Here is a 16,187-nt window from a genome sequence, read left to right on the forward strand (position 1 = left end):
TCAATCGGCGACGACACCGTCCCGTGGATACGCGGGTCAAGCCCGCGCATGACGACGATAGGAGCAACGACAATAAATTCGTCATCCCCGGACTTGATCCGGGGACCTACGAGGGCTTTGTCCTATCCGGCTACGCTGTCGCGCCCATCTCTGCCGCCTGTTCGTCGATGAGACCGAGCCAGGAGGCTTTTTCCTGCGCAGACAGGAAGGAGCCGGAGAAGCTGTTTTTGGCCAAGGTAACAGCGTCCGCCGCACTCAGAGGTTGGGCGTCGTGGACGGCTTTGAAATTCTGGTTCACGTAGCCGCCGAAATAAGCCGGATCGTCGGAATTGACGGTCGCACGCAGGCCCAGTTCCAGCATCTTCGGCAGCGGGTGGTCCTTCATGTCGGTGACGCCGCAGAGCTTCAGGTTGGACAGCGGGCAAACGGTCAGCGTATAGCCGCCCTCCACGATGCGTTTGACCAGCCCGTCATCCTCCAGCGCCCGGTTGCCGTGGTCAATGCGGTCCACCTGGATGTCGTCCAGCGCCTCATAGACATAGGCGGGCGGGCCCTCCTCGCCTGCATGGGCGACCAGTTTCAGGCCCAGCTTCTTCGATTCCGCGAAGACGGTTTTGAATTTCGACGGCGGATGGCCCATTTCGGAGGAATCCAGGCCCACCCCGTCGATCCAGTCCAGGAAAGGCTTGGCCTGTTCCAGGGTTTCCAGCGCGCTTTCCTCGCTCAAATGGCGCAGATAGCTCATGATCAGCTTGTAGCTGATGCCGAGCTTCGCCTTGCCGTCTTCCAGCGCCCGGTGAATGCCGATGATCGCGGTTTCAAAGCTAACGCCGCGTTCCGTATGACCCTGGGGATCGAAGAATATCTCCACATGGCGCACGTTGTCTTCATTCACGCGGGTAAGATAGGCCCAGGTCAGGTCGTAGAAATCCCGTTCCCTCAACAGGACCGACATGCCCTGATAATAGATATCCAGGAAATCCTGCAGATTGCCGAAGTCATAGGCCTTACGAAGCTCTTCGACGGAGGCATAGGGGATCGAAACCTGATTGCGTCGGGCAATCTCGAACATCAGTTCCGGTTCGAAGCTGCCTTCGATATGCAGATGCAGTTCCGCCTTGGGCAGTTCCGCAAAAAGCTCGTAAGCATCAACCATTGATCCGATCCCCTCTTGTTTTTCTTTGATTAATCTATCGTTATCCGCGCTCGTGGGCCAGACGGCCATTCACATATGTGGCGTGGATTGCCCGGTCGTCGGCCAAGGTCATCTGCACGAAAAGCGCCTCTTCGATATCCTTGCAATGGCTCATACGGAAATCGATCAGCGGCGTCGACTTCAGGTCCATGACAATCAGATCCGCTTCACGCCCTGGCGCGATGGAGCCTATGGTGTCACCCAGGCCGAGGCTTTCCGCCCCGCCCAATGTTGCCAGGTAATAGGCGCGGATGGCGTTCAGTGAGAAACCCCTCATCTGTGCGACCTTATAGGTCTCGTTCAGGGTCTGCAGCATGGAGAGGCTGGTACCGCCGCCCACATCCGTGGACAAGCCCGTTTTCAACGGTTCCTTGCCCAGCTTGGCCCGTTCGAAATCGAACAGCCCGCTGCCCAGGAACAGATTGGAGGTCGGGCAGGAAACCACCGTCGTACCGGTCTCATGCACATGGCGCCATTCATCATCGGTCAGATGGATGCAATGGCCGTAGATGCTGCGTTCCCCGATCAGGCCGAAATGGTCATAGACGTCCAGATAGCCCTTCTGCTCCGGGAACAACTCCTGCACCCATTTGATCTCGTCCACATTTTCGGACAGATGCGACTGCACATAAACGTCAGAGAATTCCTTGCGCAGCGCACCGCAGGCCGCCAACTGTTCCACCGTGCTGGTGGGGGCGAAACGCGGGGTGATGGCATAAAGCGCCCGGCCGCGATTGTGCCATTTCTCGATCAGGGCCTTGCTGTCGTCATAGGCGCTTTGCGCCGTATCGGTCAGGGCGTCGGGTGCGTGACGGTCCATGCAGACCTTGCCTGCGATCATCCGCATGTCGAGCTTTTCGGCCTCGGAGAAGAAGGCCTCCACCGACTGCGGATGCACGGTGCAGAAAACTGCCGAGGTGGTGGTGCCAACGCGCAGGCTTTCCTTCAAAAAGATAGAGGCCACCTTGCAGGCGTAATCCTCATCCGCAAAGGCCTGTTCCGCCACGAAGGTATATTTGTTGAGCCATTCCAGAAGCTGCGTGCCATAGGCGCCCAGGACCTGAAGCTGCGGGTAATGCACATGGCAATCCACAAAACCCGGCATGATCAGCTTGTCCGTGCCGCGATAGTCGGCAAGATCATAGCCCCCGGTGAGCGTCGCCAGCACGTCGTCCGCATTTCCGGCGTCTACAATTTTGCCGTCGCGGATGACAACAGCCCCGTCGCTTTCATAACGATAGGCCTCTTCGTAAGGCACCTGGAACGGGTCGTCGGTAAAAGTGAAATAGGCTCCCCGCAGCACCAACGGCTTGTCCGTGTTCGCTTGTGCGTCTGCCATATTCCTATCTCCATCCAATACTGAATTATCGTGATAAAAAGTAACCAAAGAACGAATAAAATCTGAAATTCGGCGTAAAAAAGGCCCCGCCCCCTTGTTGAGGCGGGGCCTTCTACTTGTGAAATGCGGCTCTGTCGAGCCTTACTTCGGCAATTCGCCGTCGATGCCTTCCACGTAGAAGTTCATGCCCAGCAGCATTTTGTCGCTGGCGGTTTCACCTTCGGGCACGACCACTTCACCTGCCTGATTCTTGATCGGGCCAGTGAACGGGTGAATGGAATGGTCAGCCAGGCCCTTGCGGACGCTTTCGGCCAGCTCGACCACATCAGCCGGAATTGCCTTGTTATACGGGGCAAGTTCAACCATGCCGGCGTCGAAACCACCCCAGGTGTCTTCGGACTTCCAGGTGCCGTCCATCGCCGCCTTCACGCGGGCGATGTAATACGGGTTCCAGTCATCGACAATCGCCGTCAGCTGTGCCTTCGGTGCAAAGGAGGTCATGTCGGACGCCTGACCGACAGCCCAGACACCGCGTTCCTGCGCCACCTGCAGCGGCGCCGGGGAATCGGTATGCTGCAGGATCACGTCCGCACCCTGGTCAATCAGGGTCTTGGCAGCATCGCCTTCCTTGCCCGGATCGTACCAGGAGTTCACCCAGACAATCTTGAATTTCACATCCGGGTTTACTTTCCGTGCAGCCAGGAATGCCGCGTTGATGCCACGCACAACTTCCGGGATCGGGAAGGACGCGATATAGCCAACGATGTTGGACTTGGTCATCTTGCCGACGATATGGCCGACCACATAGCGGCCTTCATAAAAACGCGAGCTGTAGGTCGCCAGGTTTTTGGCGCTCTTGTAACCCGTGGCATGCTCGAATTTCACATTCGGGAACCGCTTGGCCACTTTCAGCGTCGGGTTCATGAAACCGAAAGAGGTCGTGAAGATCAGGTCATTGCCGGAGGCCGCCAACTGGTTGATCACACGCTCTGCATCCGGCCCTTCGCTGACGTTCTCAACAAAGGTGGTTTTGACCTTGTCACCAAAAGCCTCTTCCACGGCTTTCCGGCCTACGTCATGGCGATAGCTGTAACCGAAATCACCCACCGGGCCGACATAGACAAAGCCCACTTTATACGGATCGGCCTGCGCCGGACCGCTGATGGCAGCGAGACCGGCGGCAACAGCCACAGCCCCCAATGCCTTACGCAAAGTCCCTTTCAACATTCACTCTTTCTCCCTACACAATAGTTTTTGTTACCCAAACTCGACTACAACACTAGCTCGTGGCGTGGAATATCTTGCCCAGACATGCGGGAGCATTCATCTTCACCAGAGCCTTATCACGGGAAATGATCACGAGAACTGCAATCGTCGCAAGATACGGCAACATCGACAGGTACTGGCTTTCAATGTTCACACCAAAACCCTGAATATTCAACTGGATAATAGTGATCCCACCGAACAGATAGGCCCCCAGGAAGGCCCGCCAGGGCTTCCAGGTAGAGAAGACAACCAGCGCCAGCGCGATCCAGCCGCGGCCGGCAGTCATTTCCTCTGCCCACATCGGTGTATAGGCCAGCGAGATATAAGCCCCGCCGAGGCCCGCCATCGCACCGCCGAACAGCACCGCCATATAACGGATGCCGACAACGTTGTAACCGATGGAATGGGCCGCATCATGGTTTGTGCCCACCGCACGCAGGATCATGCCCGCGCGGGTCCGGCTCAGGAAATAGGAAACCGCGATCACCACGACAATCGACAGATAGACCAGAATGTCGTGACCGAAGAGCAGCTTGCCGACAACCGGCAGGTCACTCAGCCCCGGGATACCTTTCGGCAGGCCTTCATAGGCAATGCCGACAAAGCTGTTGCCGACAAGGGCACTCAGGCCAATGCCGAAAATCGTCAGCGCCAGACCGGTCGCCACCTGGTTTGCCAACAGGCTCAATGTCAGGAAGCCGAAGATCAGCGCCATGCCCATACCTGCAAGCATGCCGACCAGAATGGCCAGCGTCGCACTGCCCGTGGCTGTCGCCGTTGCGAAAGCCGCAATCGCGCCAACCAGCATCATGCCTTCGATGCCGAGATTCAGAACACCGGATTTTTCAACGATCAACTCACCGATTGCCGCAAAGACAAGCGGGGTCGCTGCCGTCATGATCGTCAGGATAATTGGAACAAAGCCTTCCATAAGTCCTCTCCCCCTTCCTATGCGGTTTTCGCAGTCGCCGAGCCGAAGCGCAGGCGATATTTGATCAAAACGTCACAGGCAAGCAGGTAGAACAACAGCATCCCCTGGAAGACACCTGTCACCGCGCTGGGCATGCCCATTTCGATCTGGGCTGCTTCACCGCCCAGATAGCTGAGCGCCATCAGGACACCGGCCAGCAGAATACCCACCGGATGCAGACGCCCCAGGAAAGCCACGATAATGGCGGTGAAACCATAGCCCGGCGAGATTACCGGCACCAACTGCCCCACCGGACCGGAGACTTCGAACAACCCCGCCAGACCGGACAAGCCACCACTCAGCAGCAGGGTGAACCAGACCAGTTTCTTCTGGCTGAACCCGGCATAGGACGCCGCCTTTGGCGCCATGCCGATAACCCGGACCTGGAACCCGATCAGATGACGGGAAATCATAATCCACCCGGCCACCACCACAAAAAGCGTAACCAGGGCACCGACATGCAGACGCGTACCTTCCCAAATGACCGGCAGCAGGGCGCTGTCATGGAACAGGCGCGATTCCGGGAAGTTGAACCCATCCGGATCGCGCAGAGGACCATTGACCAACACACTCAGCAACAGGGTCGCCACATAGGTCAGCATCAGGCTGACCAGGATTTCGTTGGTGTTGAATTTGGTCTTCAGAAAGGCCGGGATCGCCGCCCAGGCCATACCGCCCAGCACGCCGACCACCATCATCGCCGGAAGCAGGAAGGGTGTTTCCACATCGTAGAAATACAGCCCCAACGCACCGCCGCAGATCGCACCCAGCGTCAACTGCCCCTCGGCCCCGATATTCCAGACATTCGCGCGGAAGCCCATAGCCAGGCCCACCGCGATCAGGACGATCGGTGTGGCCTTCACAAAGAGTTCGGACACGCCGTAGGCATTGCTGATCGGCGAAATGAAGAAAACACGGAGCGCCGCCAGAGGATTGTGACCGAGAATGGCGAAAAGCACCGCACCACTCAGCAGGGTCAAGCCCACCGCCAGAAGCGGCGTCATATAGAGCATACTGCGCGAGACTTCGCCGCGCGATTCAAGTTTAAGCAACACGTTTCTGGCCTCCCTCACCCGGCAGGTCATGGGTTCCCCCCATCATCAGGCCGATCTGCTCGATTGTCAGATCCTTCACCGGCTTGGCGGCGGACAGGCGTCCTTCCGCAATCACGGCGATCCGGCTGCTGATGGCAAATAACTCATCCAGATCCTGGGAAATCACCAGAACGGCAGCACCGTCATTAGCGAGGTCGATCAGGGCCTGGTGAATGGCCGCCGCCGCACCGGCATCCACACCCCATGTGGGCTGCAGCGCGATCATGACGGTCGGGTTTTGCAGGATTTCACGGCCAATGATGAATTTCTGCAGATTACCGCCTGACAGACTGGAAGCATTATGTTCACAACCCGGCGTTTTCACCTTGAATTTCTCAATAATCTCATCGGCGTAACGCACCGTTCCGGCCACGTTGATAAAGCCGTTCGCCATCAGTTTCATCCGGCGCATGCCACTCAGGAAGGCATTTTCCCAAAGCGGCATATCGGGAACGGCCCCGTGCCCCAGGCGTTCTTCCGGCACAAAGCCGACGCCCAGATCACGACGTTCTCTCGGCCCGATCAGACCGGCGGCCTGACCTTCAATCTGGATTGCATCCGTGCTGCCCGCCAGCACTTCACCGCTCAATGCATCCATCAATTCCGTCTGACCGTTGCCCGCAATCCCGGCAATCCCCAGTATTTCACCGGCAGCAACTTCAAAGCTGACATCCTTGAGATCGGTACCATGGTCCTCTTCGGATGGCATGGACAGCCCCTTGACGATCAGGCGCGGGTGGCCCTTTTCCCCGTCTTCATGACGTTCAGGGGCCACCAGATGGGTGCCGATCATCATCTCTGCCAGGCTTTTGGCCGTTTCCTGTGTCGGATCGCATTCCGAGACGACCTTACCCAGACGCATGATCGTTGCCTTGTGGCAAAGCTCTTTGATCTCGTCCAGCTTGTGACTGATATAAAGGATCGAAACCCCTTCGTCCGACAGACGGCGCAGGGTCACGAACATGCGTTCGACCTCCTGCGGTGTCAGCACGCTGGTCGGTTCGTCCATGATCAGAAGTTTCGGTTCCTGCAACAGGCAGCGAACAATCTCGATACGCTGGCGTTCGCCCACCGACAGGCTGTGCACATAGCGCGCGGGGTCCAGTGGCAGGCCGTATTGTTCCGAAATCTGGATGATTCGGTCTTTCAACCCTGGCCCTGCCAGTTCCTTGGAAATTCCCAGCGCGATGTTTTCCTCAACCGTCATGGAATCGAACAGCGAGAAATGCTGGAATACCATCCCGATGCCCAGGTCACGGGCAAACTTCGGGTTGGCGACATCCACGTCTTTCCCATTCCATTGCATCCGCCCGGAATCGGCTTTCACCACGCCGTAGATATATTTCACCAACGTACTTTTACCGGCGCCATTCTCCCCCAGAAGGGCATGAATCTCGCCAGGTTGAATGGTCAGACTGACATTGTCATTGGCCAGCGTTCCCGGATACTGCTTGGTCACGCCTTCCAACGCCAGCCGAGGAACCGTTCCTGTCTTGGCCTCACCAGAGGTCATTCTGTGAACTCCCCGATCGTGTCGCATGAATACTCCCTGTGCCCGGCGAGAATTCGTTCGCGAACGATCTGCAATTGCGCAGCCGTCGCCAACGCCACCTCGGCGGGTCGCTTACCGGATATGCCATCTACGCCGATGGGACAAACCAAATTATTGATTGTTATGTCTTTGATCCCGCGCGCCTTCAACCGGCGTTCGAAACGCGCCCGTTTGGTATCCGAACCAATCAGACCGGCATAGTTAAAGTCTCCACGCGCCAGAATCGCCGCGCAGATTTCCAGGTCGAGGCCATGATCATGTGTCATGACCAGATAGAAGGCACCTTTCGGCGCCTCTGTCACGACGGACACGGGGTCCGCCGCCACAACGACACGCATGTTCCCAGAGTGCATGCCGGAAAATTCGTCAAACTGCTCCGCCCGGCTGTCCACCCAATGGACCTTGAACGGAAGCTCCGCCAGCAGGCGGACAAGGGCATGGCCGACATGGCCTGCGCCAAACAGGTAAAGAGGTGTGCGGTCATCCAACAACGGCTCAAGGAAATAGCTCGCCCCGTCACCGCCTTCGAGATACCGACCGGCCGGTTCAGCGGCCTGCAGGATATCCTCTGCCTGCGCCCGCACTTCCGCGGGGATCAGGGCCGTCACCCCTTCCGAGGGTTTCATCAGGCGGCGACCACCCTGGTTCAGGGAAACCACAGAGATCGCCTTTTCCCCGGCTTTCAAGGCCTGGGTATGCAGGTCGATCCATTCGCGGCTGCCGTTATCCAGCGGCTCAAACATGAGCGAGGCCACACCACCACAACATTGGCCCAGTGCTGGCCCCAGAGGGTAGTCCTGGAACATGGGGCGATGATCATGGTCAATCAGCATCTCCCGCGCCTGGTCGATGGCCCGGTATTCCAGATTGCCGCCACCGATCGTGCCTAGCACACGCGAAGATGTAACCACCATATGGGCCCCGACCTCACGCGGGGTGGACCCACGCACATGCGCCACGGTGATGAGAACTGCGTCCTCATCGCCATCCAGCGCCTGTTGCATATGATCCAGCCACATTTCCATGGGTATATTCCCGTCCTACCTTACCGTGCCTGCCGCTTGGCCTTGAGGCGTTCCACCGCCGTCAGGACCCGCTCTGCCGTCACCGGCGCATCCAGCGCCGGATAGTCGGCATAATCATTCACGCTGGCCACCGCGTCGGACAAGGCCATCATCGCGGAAATACCCAGCATCAGCGGCGGCTCCCCGACCGCCTTCGACCGATAGATGGTTTCCTCGCGGTTCTCACCGCCTTCCCAGATTTTAACATTAAATTCAGGCGCGCGGTCGCTGCAGGCCGGAATTTTATAGGTCGACGGCGCATGCGTGCGCAGGCGCCCGGTCTGGTCCCACCACAGTTCTTCCGTGGTCAGCCAACCAACGCCCTGCACAAAGCCGCCTTCGATCTGGCCCAGGTCGATCGCCGGGTTCAGGGACTTGCCCACATCATGCAGGATATCAACCCGCGTGATCCGGTTTTCCCCGGTCAGCGTGTCCACCAGAACCTCGGTCACAGCCGCGCCATAAGCGAAGTAATAGAACGGGCGGCCCTGCATCTTATCCACGTCGAAATGGATTTTCGGGGTCGCGTAATAACCCGTCGACGACAGGGAAATCCGCGCCAGATAGGCCTGTTTCACCAGATCGGCAAAAGCAATCTCATCTGACCCGACCCGCACCCGACCGGGCAGCCAGACAACATCTTCCACATTGGCCTGATGCCGTTCGGCTGCGAATTTGGTCAACCGGTCCTTGATTACACGGGCCGCCGCCTGGGCCGCCATGCCGTTCATGTCGGAACCGCTGGACGCCGCCGTGGCGGACGTGTTCGGCACCTTGCCGGTATTGGTCGCCGTGATCTTCACCTTCTCGGCATCGATCTGGAATTCCTCCGCCACGACCTGCGCCACTTTGGTGAACAGCCCCTGCCCCATTTCGGTGCCGCCATGGTTCAGGTGGACGCTGCCATCGGTATAGACATGGACCAGTGCCCCCGCCTGGTTCAGGAACGTCGTGGTGAAAGAGATACCGAATTTCACCGGCGTCAGGGCAATGCCCTTCTTCACATAGAGACTGGTCGCATTAAACGCCCGGATCGCTTCACGGCGTGCCACATAATCACTGCTTTCCTCCAGCTCCGCCACGATGTCCTGAATGACATTGTCTTCGACCGTCATCATATAGGGCGTGATGTTGCGGTTATCGCCCTGGCCATAGAAATTGACCTTGCGCACCTCCAACGGGTCCTTGCCCAGATGGGCTGCGATTTCATCGACCACACGCTCGATCCCGACCATGCCCTGCGGGCCACCGAACCCCCGGAAGGCGGTGTTGGAGACCGTGTTGGTCTTGCAGCGATGGGAGGTGATCGTCGCATTTTCCAGAAAATAGGCATTATCTGCATGGAACATGGCGCGGTCAGCAATCGCCCCTGTCAGGTCCGCGGAATAACCTGCCCGGCAGGCCTGCATGAACTCAATGCCTTCTATCCGGCCATTGCTGTCGAAACCGACCTCATAGTCGATACGGAAGTCATGGCGCTTGCCGGTCATTTCCATATCGTCGTCACGGTCGAGGCGCAGCTTGGCCGCGCGGCCCGTCTTCTTCGCAACCATGGCCGCAATGCTGGCAAGCAGCGCGGGCTGGCTTTCCTTGCCACCGAAGCCGCCGCCCATGCGGCGCACCTCAATGGTGACGCTGTGATCGCTCACGCCCAGCGCCCTGGCTACGTTATGCTGCACTTCAGACGGGTGCTGCGTGGAAGAATAGACGAGCACATCGTCATCCTCGCCCGGCACCGCCATGGCGATCTGGCCTTCCAGATAGAAATGATCCTGACCACCAATCCAGAGCGTGCCCGTCAGCTTGTTTGCCGCCTTGTCGATGGCCGCGCGGGAATCGCCTGCCTTCATCACATTGGTGGCCAGCACGGTTGCCTGCTTTTCCAACGCCTGATCAATGGTGAGGATTGCTTCCAATTCCTCATATTCGATTTCCGCCAGACCGGCCGCCGCACGAGCCTGATCAATGGTTTCCGCTGCCACCGCAAACATCGGCTGGCCCACATATTGGACCGTATCGACCGCAAAGATCGGGTCGTCCCCCATGACAGGACTGTAGTCGTTGATGCCCGGCACGTCGTCGGCCGTCAGCACGACGGCCACGCCCGGTGCCGCACGGACCTTGTCCAGGTTCGTGGACAGAATTCGGGCATGGGCCTTGGGGCTCATGGCAATATAGACCTGCAGGCTGCGCGGCGGTTCCGGGATATCGTCAGTATAGACCGCCTCACCGCTGACATGCTTGTGGCCGCTGTCATGCAGGCGCGACTGACGCACACCGCCTTTGATCTGTTCTTTATTGATTGCGTTCATTGTTTCCACACGTGCCAGATTATCAGACATGGGCCAGGCTCCGGTCGCCTACCAGACGGGTTTCGGCCTGCGTGTCGGTGGTTTCCACAAAGAATTTATACAACAAATTCTTTGCCACCGTTTGGCGATAGGAGGCCGAGGCCCGCATATCGGTCATCGGGGAATAATCCCTGTCCATCGCCGCCATGGCGGTACGGACACTCTCTTCCGTCCAGGCTTTGCCCAGAAGTGCAGCTTCCGCATTTTTGGCGCGCGCCGGGGTTCCGGCCATCCCGCCATAACAGATACGGATATCTTCCACCTTGCCGTCTGTGATCAGGGCATTGAACACGCCCAACGAGGCCGTGATGTCCTGGTCGAAACGCTTGGATATCTTGTAGCTGCGGAACTTGGCACCGGCCTGCGGCTTGGGCAGGCGGATCATTTCCACGAACTCACCGGGCTCGCGATCCTGCTTGCCATATTCAATGAAGAAGTCTTCCAGCGGCATCTCGCGCTGTGTCATTCCCTTGCGCAGGACAAGCGTTGCCCCTGCCGCGATCAAAGCAGGCGGGCTATCCCCGATGGGCGAACCATTGGCCACATTGCCGCCGATGGTACCCGCGTTGCGCACCTGGGTGGAGCCGATCCGGCGGATCAACTCGCCGAAATCCGGATAGAGCTTTGCGATTTCCTTCCAGGCATCGGTGTAGGAAACACCGGCACCAATCTCCAGCCCCGCATCGGTTTCGCGGACCTGCTGCAAATCCCTCACCCGGCCCAGATAGACAACCGGCTTCAGTTCCTTGTGCATCTTGGTCACCCAAAGGCCCACATCGGTGGCGCCCGCCACGATGGTAGCGTCCGGATTGGCTTCCAGGATTTCCGCCAATGCCTCGACAGTGGCCGGGGCGTAATAGGTCTTGTCCCCCAGGCCGGTCACAACAGTGGCGTCATCCTGCAGACTTTCCAGTAACGCCTTCACCTTCGCCTCTTCCGCCGCAAAGTGATCATCTCTGGGCAGGTCATACATTTTGGATGCGGCGTCGATGATCGGGCCATAGCCGGTGCAGCGGCACAGGTTCCCCGCCAGCACATCATTGGTGCGTTGCAGGTCAGGCTTCCCTTCCGTGCGATACATGGCGTAAAGCGACATGACAAAGCCCGGTGTGCAGAAACCGCATTGCGAGCCGCTGGTATCGACCAACGCCTGCTGCGCCGGGTGCAGACGGCCATCATGGGCCTTCAGATCTTCCACGGTGATCAATTGTTTCCCATGCAGGGTGGGCAGGAACTGGATGCAGGCATTGACCGCCCGATAGCGCATCCCACCATCCACCAATTCACCCAGAACCACCGTACAGGCACCGCAGTCGCCTTCGGCACAGCCTTCCTTGGTTCCCATCGCAAGCTCATCCTCACGCAGCCAGCGCAGAACCGTCTGCGTCGGATCAACGGAGGTCAGCTCGCGGATTTGTCCGCGGAAGACAAACCGGATGGGGGTTTCATCCCCCAGAGCCGATGTACGAACCTTATGCGTTTCCGCCTTTGTCATTCTTTTCTAAGCCTTTTCTTCTTTCGGCAGGATTAAATTCAGGATCAGGGAGACGAACCCTGCGGGGATAACCCCGGATTTCAGAACAATCGCCAGATTGGCGTCGAGCGAAGAAAGTGCCTCGGGCACTTGCGCCAAGCCGATTGCGGCCGATAGCGACATGGCAATGATCAGCATATTGCGACGGTTCAGGTCACAGGAGGCCAGCAGCTTGATCCCGGCGGAGACGATCATGCCGAACATGACAATCGCCGCCCCGCCCAGAACTGCATTGGGCATCACACCCACAACCGCGCCCAGCTTGGGAAACAGGCCCGCCAGGATCAGGAAGACACCGCCATAGGTCACCACATGACGGCTCATCACGCCGGTATAGGCGACCAGCCCGACATTCTGGCTGTAGGTCGTATTTGGCAGCGCATTGAGGAATCCGGCCAGGAAAGTGCCGAAGCCGTCCCCCATGATACCGCCGGACAGCTCCCGCTTGGTCGGTTCGCGCTTGGCACCCCCCATGGTGATACCGGAGATATCTCCAACCGATTCCATCGTGGTGACAAAAGCCATGATTACCATGCTGACCACGGCGGCCACCGGGAAATCCAGGCCATAGGCCAATGGCTTGGGCAGTTCGAACCAGGCAGCACCTGCCACGCGGCCGAAATCAACCATCCCCATCGGAATCGCAACCAGATAACCCACAATAATTGCGATGAGGATAGACGCCGCAGCAAAGAAACCTTTCACGAATTGATGCAGGCCCAGTGCAATGGCAATGACCAGCAAGGCCAGCCCCCAGTGGTTCAGCGCGCCGAAATCATCCGGCATATGCGCCCCGCCTGCCGCATATTTAATGCCCGTGGGTAGCAGCATGATGCCGATTGTCGTCACCACCGTGCCGGAAACCACCGCCGGAAAGAAACGGCGCAGCGAATTCATGAAAAAGCCCAGGATCATCTGCACAACACCGCAGACAATGGCGCCACCGAAAACGGCGCTTAATCCGCCCGCCTTGGCGATCGGCAGGGCTATCGGCAGAAAACCGAAACTCGTGCCTTGTACGACGGGCAGCCTTGCCCCCACGGGACCGACGCCGATAGTCTGAACCAGGGTTGCAATCCCGGCAACAAACATGGCCGCCTGGATCAGGAACACCTTTTCATCGACAGTCGCCCCCAGCACCCCGGCAACGATGATCGGCACAGTCACGTTGCCGGCAAACATTGCCAACACATGCTGCACACCCAGCACGATACCTTCCCGAACGGACGGTTTGTATTCGACGGAACTGTTGTTACCCGTCTCCATCGGCTCGGATACTGCAATTTCTTCACTCGCCATCATGTGCCTCCCTGTCGTTAGCACAATATTTCCCATGCAGCGGCGCCTGCTTTATTATTTTGGATACGCCGCCACGGCTTGCGAGACCGTCAATATCGACTATGGCAGATCAGCTGCCGCGATAGGTCGAGAATGCAAAAGGAGAAATCAAAAGGGGCACGTGATAATGCTCACCCGGCGCGGCAATCCCGAACCGGATCACAACCTCGTCCAGAAATTTCGGCGATGGCAGGTCCTGTCCGCTTTCGTCGAAATAGTCGCCCGCATGGAAGACCAATTCATAGACACCAGCCTTGAAGGCATCGCCCTCCAGAATCGGCCCGTCGCAACGCCCGTCATCATTGGTCACGACTTCGGTCAGCTTTTCACGGCCACCATCCACCGAAAACAACTCGATCCGGATCCCCTTACCTGGACATCCAAGCGCTGTATCCAAAACATGCGTAGTGAGACGCCCCATATTTCTCCTCATCCATCCTGTGCCTTACGGCGGTATATTATTCACCTGATCGCGTCGGAATTGACCTGATCACGGGTGTCATTATGTCACATTGTTCAAAATTGTGTACACAAAAAATTACCATCATTGTGTTCAATACCGAATCCACACGCCTTATCAATACATTAAACACAATAATTTTTGCCAGAGCAGCCATTCCCCACCTACCACAGCAATCCAAATCATCACGGAACCGTATAGTGTGAAACTTTAGTACAGAACAAATCCCGCTTGATTATATGTTCTTTCTCACAACCATGTTGACCGAATGATTTATTGGATACATAATCATACGAAACTGGATACAATATCTATACGCAATTCGGAGCGGACAAACCGTATGAGCAAACGCCCACGCAAACGCAATCAGGATGAATGGATTTACCAGGAGGTCTTCGACGCCATTCTGGAACAACGCCTGGCGCCCGGCACGAAACTGGCAGAAGACGCGATGGGTGAAATCTTTGGTGTCAGCCGCACAGTCGTCCGCAAGGTGCTGCAACGTCTCTCACATGAACGGGTCGTGGATATCCGTCCTAACCGCGGGGCCATGGTCGCCGCCCCCACAATCGAAGAAGCCAAGGATGTGTTCGAGGCACGCCGTCTGGTGGAACGCGGCGTAACACGGCTTGCCTGTGCCAGAATCAATGATGAGGCGGCCCATGAGTTGCACGACCTGATCGAGGCCGAAGACGCCTGCTATGAACGCGGCGACCGAAGCGGTGGCATCCGCATGTCCGGCGAATTCCATATGAAACTGGCGGAGATTGCAGGCAATGAAACCCTTGCAGGCTATCTGAAGGAACTCGTGACGCGAACGTCGCTGATCATTGCCCAGTATGAAACACCGGGCAATGTCATCTGCACCCATCATGACCATGAGGACCTTGTGAAAGCGATCCAGTCCGGCGACGCGGATAAAGCCGTCTCGCTGATGGAACATCACATCCGCGCCTGCGAGGACAAACTCAACCTGGATGAAGAGGAAAGCACGCCGGACCTGAAGGCGATCTTCTCCAATATCGGCACGGCCCGCGCGACGGAAGACGCCGCCTGAGCCCATCGGCCAATAAGAATAAGAACCACAAAGGTGAGCCTACAATGACCATTGAACAGGACTATCCGAGAGACCTTATCGGTTACGGCCCCACCCCGCCCAAGGCCAACTGGCCCGGCGGCGCACGGGTCGCGGTCCAATTCGTCCTCAATTACGAGGAAGGTGGCGAAAACTGCATCCTGCACGGCGACCGCGCCTCCGAGGCCTTCCTGTCGGAGATTGTCGGGGCAGACATGCGCGAAGGCGTGCGTCATATGAGCATGGAATCAATCTATGAATATGGCAGCCGCGTCGGGGTCTGGCGGGTCCTGAAACTGTTCAAGGAGCTTAACATCCCGATCACCGTATTCGCGGTCGCCATGGCGCTGCAACGCAACCCAGCCGTGGCGGATGCGGTCCTGGAAGCGGGCCATGAGATTTGCAGTCACGGTTATCGCTGGATCGATTATCAATATGTGCCCGAAGAAATCGAGCGCGAGCATCTCTACAAGGCAATCGAGATCATCAAGTCGGTGACCGGCGAGCGTCCGCTTGGCTGGTATACGGGCCGCACGAGCCCCAACACCCGCCGGATCGTGATGGAGGAAGGCGGCTTCCTCTATGATGCCGACGACTATAACGACGACCTGCCCTTCTGGGTCACCCGCCCCGACGGCGAACCGCATCTGGTGGTGCCCTACACGCTGGACGTCAACGATATGCGCTTTGCCTCCCCGCAGGGCTTCAACAGCGGCGATCAGTTCTTCACCTATTTGCGCGACAGTTTCGACACGCTTTACGAAGAAGGGGCCGAAACCCCGCGCATGATGTCGATCGGTATGCATTGTCGGCTGGTCGGACGCCCCGGGCGCTTCCAGGCGCTGAAACGCTTTCTGGAGCATGTGCGCAGCCATGAAGACGTCTGGTTCTGCCGCCGTATCGACATCGCGCGCCATTGGCACGAGAACCATCCATTTCAGGGGTAGAT

The 16,187-nt window shown here is 57.9% G+C and carries 13 protein-coding genes; 2 read left to right on the forward strand and 11 right to left on the reverse strand.

Annotation, left to right across the window (positions count from 1 at the left end; genetic code table 11):
* Window positions 1-130 precede the first annotated feature (130 nt).
* The 11 genes from IF205_RS16400 to uraH form a co-directional block, all read right to left on the reverse strand.
* A complete protein-coding gene (locus IF205_RS16400; RefSeq protein WP_259780432.1) occupies window positions 131-1,156 on the reverse strand; it encodes an adenosine deaminase in 1,026 nt (341 codons plus the stop codon).
* A 40-nt stretch (window positions 1,157-1,196) separates the two neighbouring features.
* Window positions 1,197-2,534, reverse strand: a complete 1,338-nt coding sequence (guaD, locus tag IF205_RS16405; RefSeq protein WP_259780433.1) for a guanine deaminase — start codon at window positions 2,532-2,534, stop codon at window positions 1,197-1,199.
* A gap of 141 nt (window positions 2,535-2,675) precedes the next feature.
* Entirely contained in the window at window positions 2,676-3,761 is a 1,086-nt protein-coding gene (locus IF205_RS16410) for a BMP family ABC transporter substrate-binding protein (protein WP_259780434.1), read from the reverse strand.
* Between the two features lie 52 nt (window positions 3,762-3,813).
* Window positions 3,814-4,731 carry an ABC transporter permease gene (locus IF205_RS16415; RefSeq protein WP_259780435.1) on the reverse strand — a complete coding sequence of 306 codons (918 nt, stop codon included), beginning with the start codon at window positions 4,729-4,731 and terminating at the stop codon, window positions 3,814-3,816.
* Between the two features lie 17 nt (window positions 4,732-4,748).
* Window positions 4,749-5,783: an ABC transporter permease gene (locus IF205_RS16420; protein ID WP_259783302.1), complete on the reverse strand. Its 1,035-nt coding sequence runs from the start codon at window positions 5,781-5,783 to the stop codon at window positions 4,749-4,751.
* A 31-nt stretch (window positions 5,784-5,814) separates the two neighbouring features.
* The gene (locus tag IF205_RS16425) at window positions 5,815-7,377 is read right to left on the reverse strand and encodes an ABC transporter ATP-binding protein (RefSeq protein WP_259780436.1); all 1,563 of its coding nucleotides are present in this window, start codon (window positions 7,375-7,377) and stop codon (window positions 5,815-5,817) included.
* A complete protein-coding gene (xdhC, locus tag IF205_RS16430) occupies window positions 7,374-8,441 on the reverse strand; it encodes a xanthine dehydrogenase accessory protein XdhC (RefSeq protein WP_259780437.1) in 1,068 nt (355 codons plus the stop codon). The genes IF205_RS16425 and xdhC overlap by 4 nt, the downstream gene beginning before the upstream one ends.
* A 20-nt stretch (window positions 8,442-8,461) precedes the next feature.
* Window positions 8,462-10,822, reverse strand: coding sequence for a xanthine dehydrogenase molybdopterin binding subunit (xdhB, locus tag IF205_RS16435; protein WP_259780438.1), 2,361 nt, complete (start codon window positions 10,820-10,822; stop codon window positions 8,462-8,464).
* A complete protein-coding gene (gene xdhA / locus IF205_RS16440) occupies window positions 10,815-12,326 on the reverse strand; it encodes a xanthine dehydrogenase small subunit (protein ID WP_259780439.1) in 1,512 nt (503 codons plus the stop codon). The genes xdhB and xdhA overlap by 8 nt, the downstream gene beginning before the upstream one ends.
* A gap of 6 nt (window positions 12,327-12,332) precedes the next feature.
* Complete coding sequence (locus tag IF205_RS16445; RefSeq protein ID WP_259780440.1) at window positions 12,333-13,667, reverse strand: uracil-xanthine permease family protein; 1,335 nt, start codon at window positions 13,665-13,667, stop codon at window positions 12,333-12,335.
* 106 nt (window positions 13,668-13,773) lie between these two features.
* The gene (gene uraH / locus IF205_RS16450) at window positions 13,774-14,124 is read right to left on the reverse strand and encodes a hydroxyisourate hydrolase (protein WP_259780441.1); all 351 of its coding nucleotides are present in this window, start codon (window positions 14,122-14,124) and stop codon (window positions 13,774-13,776) included.
* Between the two features lie 379 nt (window positions 14,125-14,503).
* On the opposite strand from uraH, the gene IF205_RS16455 reads away from it, so the two are divergent.
* Together IF205_RS16455 and puuE are read left to right on the forward strand one after the other, a co-directional pair.
* Entirely contained in the window at window positions 14,504-15,220 is a 717-nt protein-coding gene (locus tag IF205_RS16455; protein ID WP_259780442.1) for a GntR family transcriptional regulator, read from the forward strand.
* Window positions 15,221-15,264: 44 nt separating this feature from the next.
* Complete coding sequence (gene puuE, locus IF205_RS16460) at window positions 15,265-16,185, forward strand: allantoinase PuuE (protein WP_259780443.1); 921 nt, start codon at window positions 15,265-15,267, stop codon at window positions 16,183-16,185.
* Window positions 16,186-16,187: the final 2 nt, after the last annotated feature.

This window comes from Aestuariispira ectoiniformans (assembly GCF_025136295.1).
GTDB lineage: Bacteria > Pseudomonadota > Alphaproteobacteria > UBA8366 > Aestuariispiraceae > Aestuariispira_A > Aestuariispira_A ectoiniformans.

Coding starts and splice junctions, on each gene's coding strand:
- guaD (WP_259780433.1), bottom strand. CDS start 2,534: ATGGCAGACGCACAAGCGAACACGGACAAGCCGTTGGTGCTGCGGGGA.
- IF205_RS16455 (WP_259780442.1), top strand. CDS start 14,504: ATGAGCAAACGCCCACGCAAACGCAATCAGGATGAATGGATTTACCAG.
- IF205_RS16410 (WP_259780434.1), bottom strand. CDS start 3,761: ATGTTGAAAGGGACTTTGCGTAAGGCATTGGGGGCTGTGGCTGTTGCC.
- IF205_RS16415 (WP_259780435.1), bottom strand. CDS start 4,731: ATGGAAGGCTTTGTTCCAATTATCCTGACGATCATGACGGCAGCGACC.
- xdhB (WP_259780438.1), bottom strand. CDS start 10,822: ATGTCTGATAATCTGGCACGTGTGGAAACAATGAACGCAATCAATAAA.
- puuE (WP_259780443.1), top strand. CDS start 15,265: ATGACCATTGAACAGGACTATCCGAGAGACCTTATCGGTTACGGCCCC.
- xdhC (WP_259780437.1), bottom strand. CDS start 8,441: ATGGAAATGTGGCTGGATCATATGCAACAGGCGCTGGATGGCGATGAG.
- IF205_RS16425 (WP_259780436.1), bottom strand. CDS start 7,377: ATGACCTCTGGTGAGGCCAAGACAGGAACGGTTCCTCGGCTGGCGTTG.
- IF205_RS16420 (WP_259783302.1), bottom strand. CDS start 5,783: ATGCTCTATATGACGCCGCTTCTGGCGGTGGGCTTGACCCTGCTGAGT.
- IF205_RS16400 (WP_259780432.1), bottom strand. CDS start 1,156: ATGGTTGATGCTTACGAGCTTTTTGCGGAACTGCCCAAGGCGGAACTG.
- IF205_RS16445 (WP_259780440.1), bottom strand. CDS start 13,667: ATGATGGCGAGTGAAGAAATTGCAGTATCCGAGCCGATGGAGACGGGT.
- uraH (WP_259780441.1), bottom strand. CDS start 14,124: ATGGGGCGTCTCACTACGCATGTTTTGGATACAGCGCTTGGATGTCCA.
- xdhA (WP_259780439.1), bottom strand. CDS start 12,326: ATGACAAAGGCGGAAACGCATAAGGTTCGTACATCGGCTCTGGGGGAT.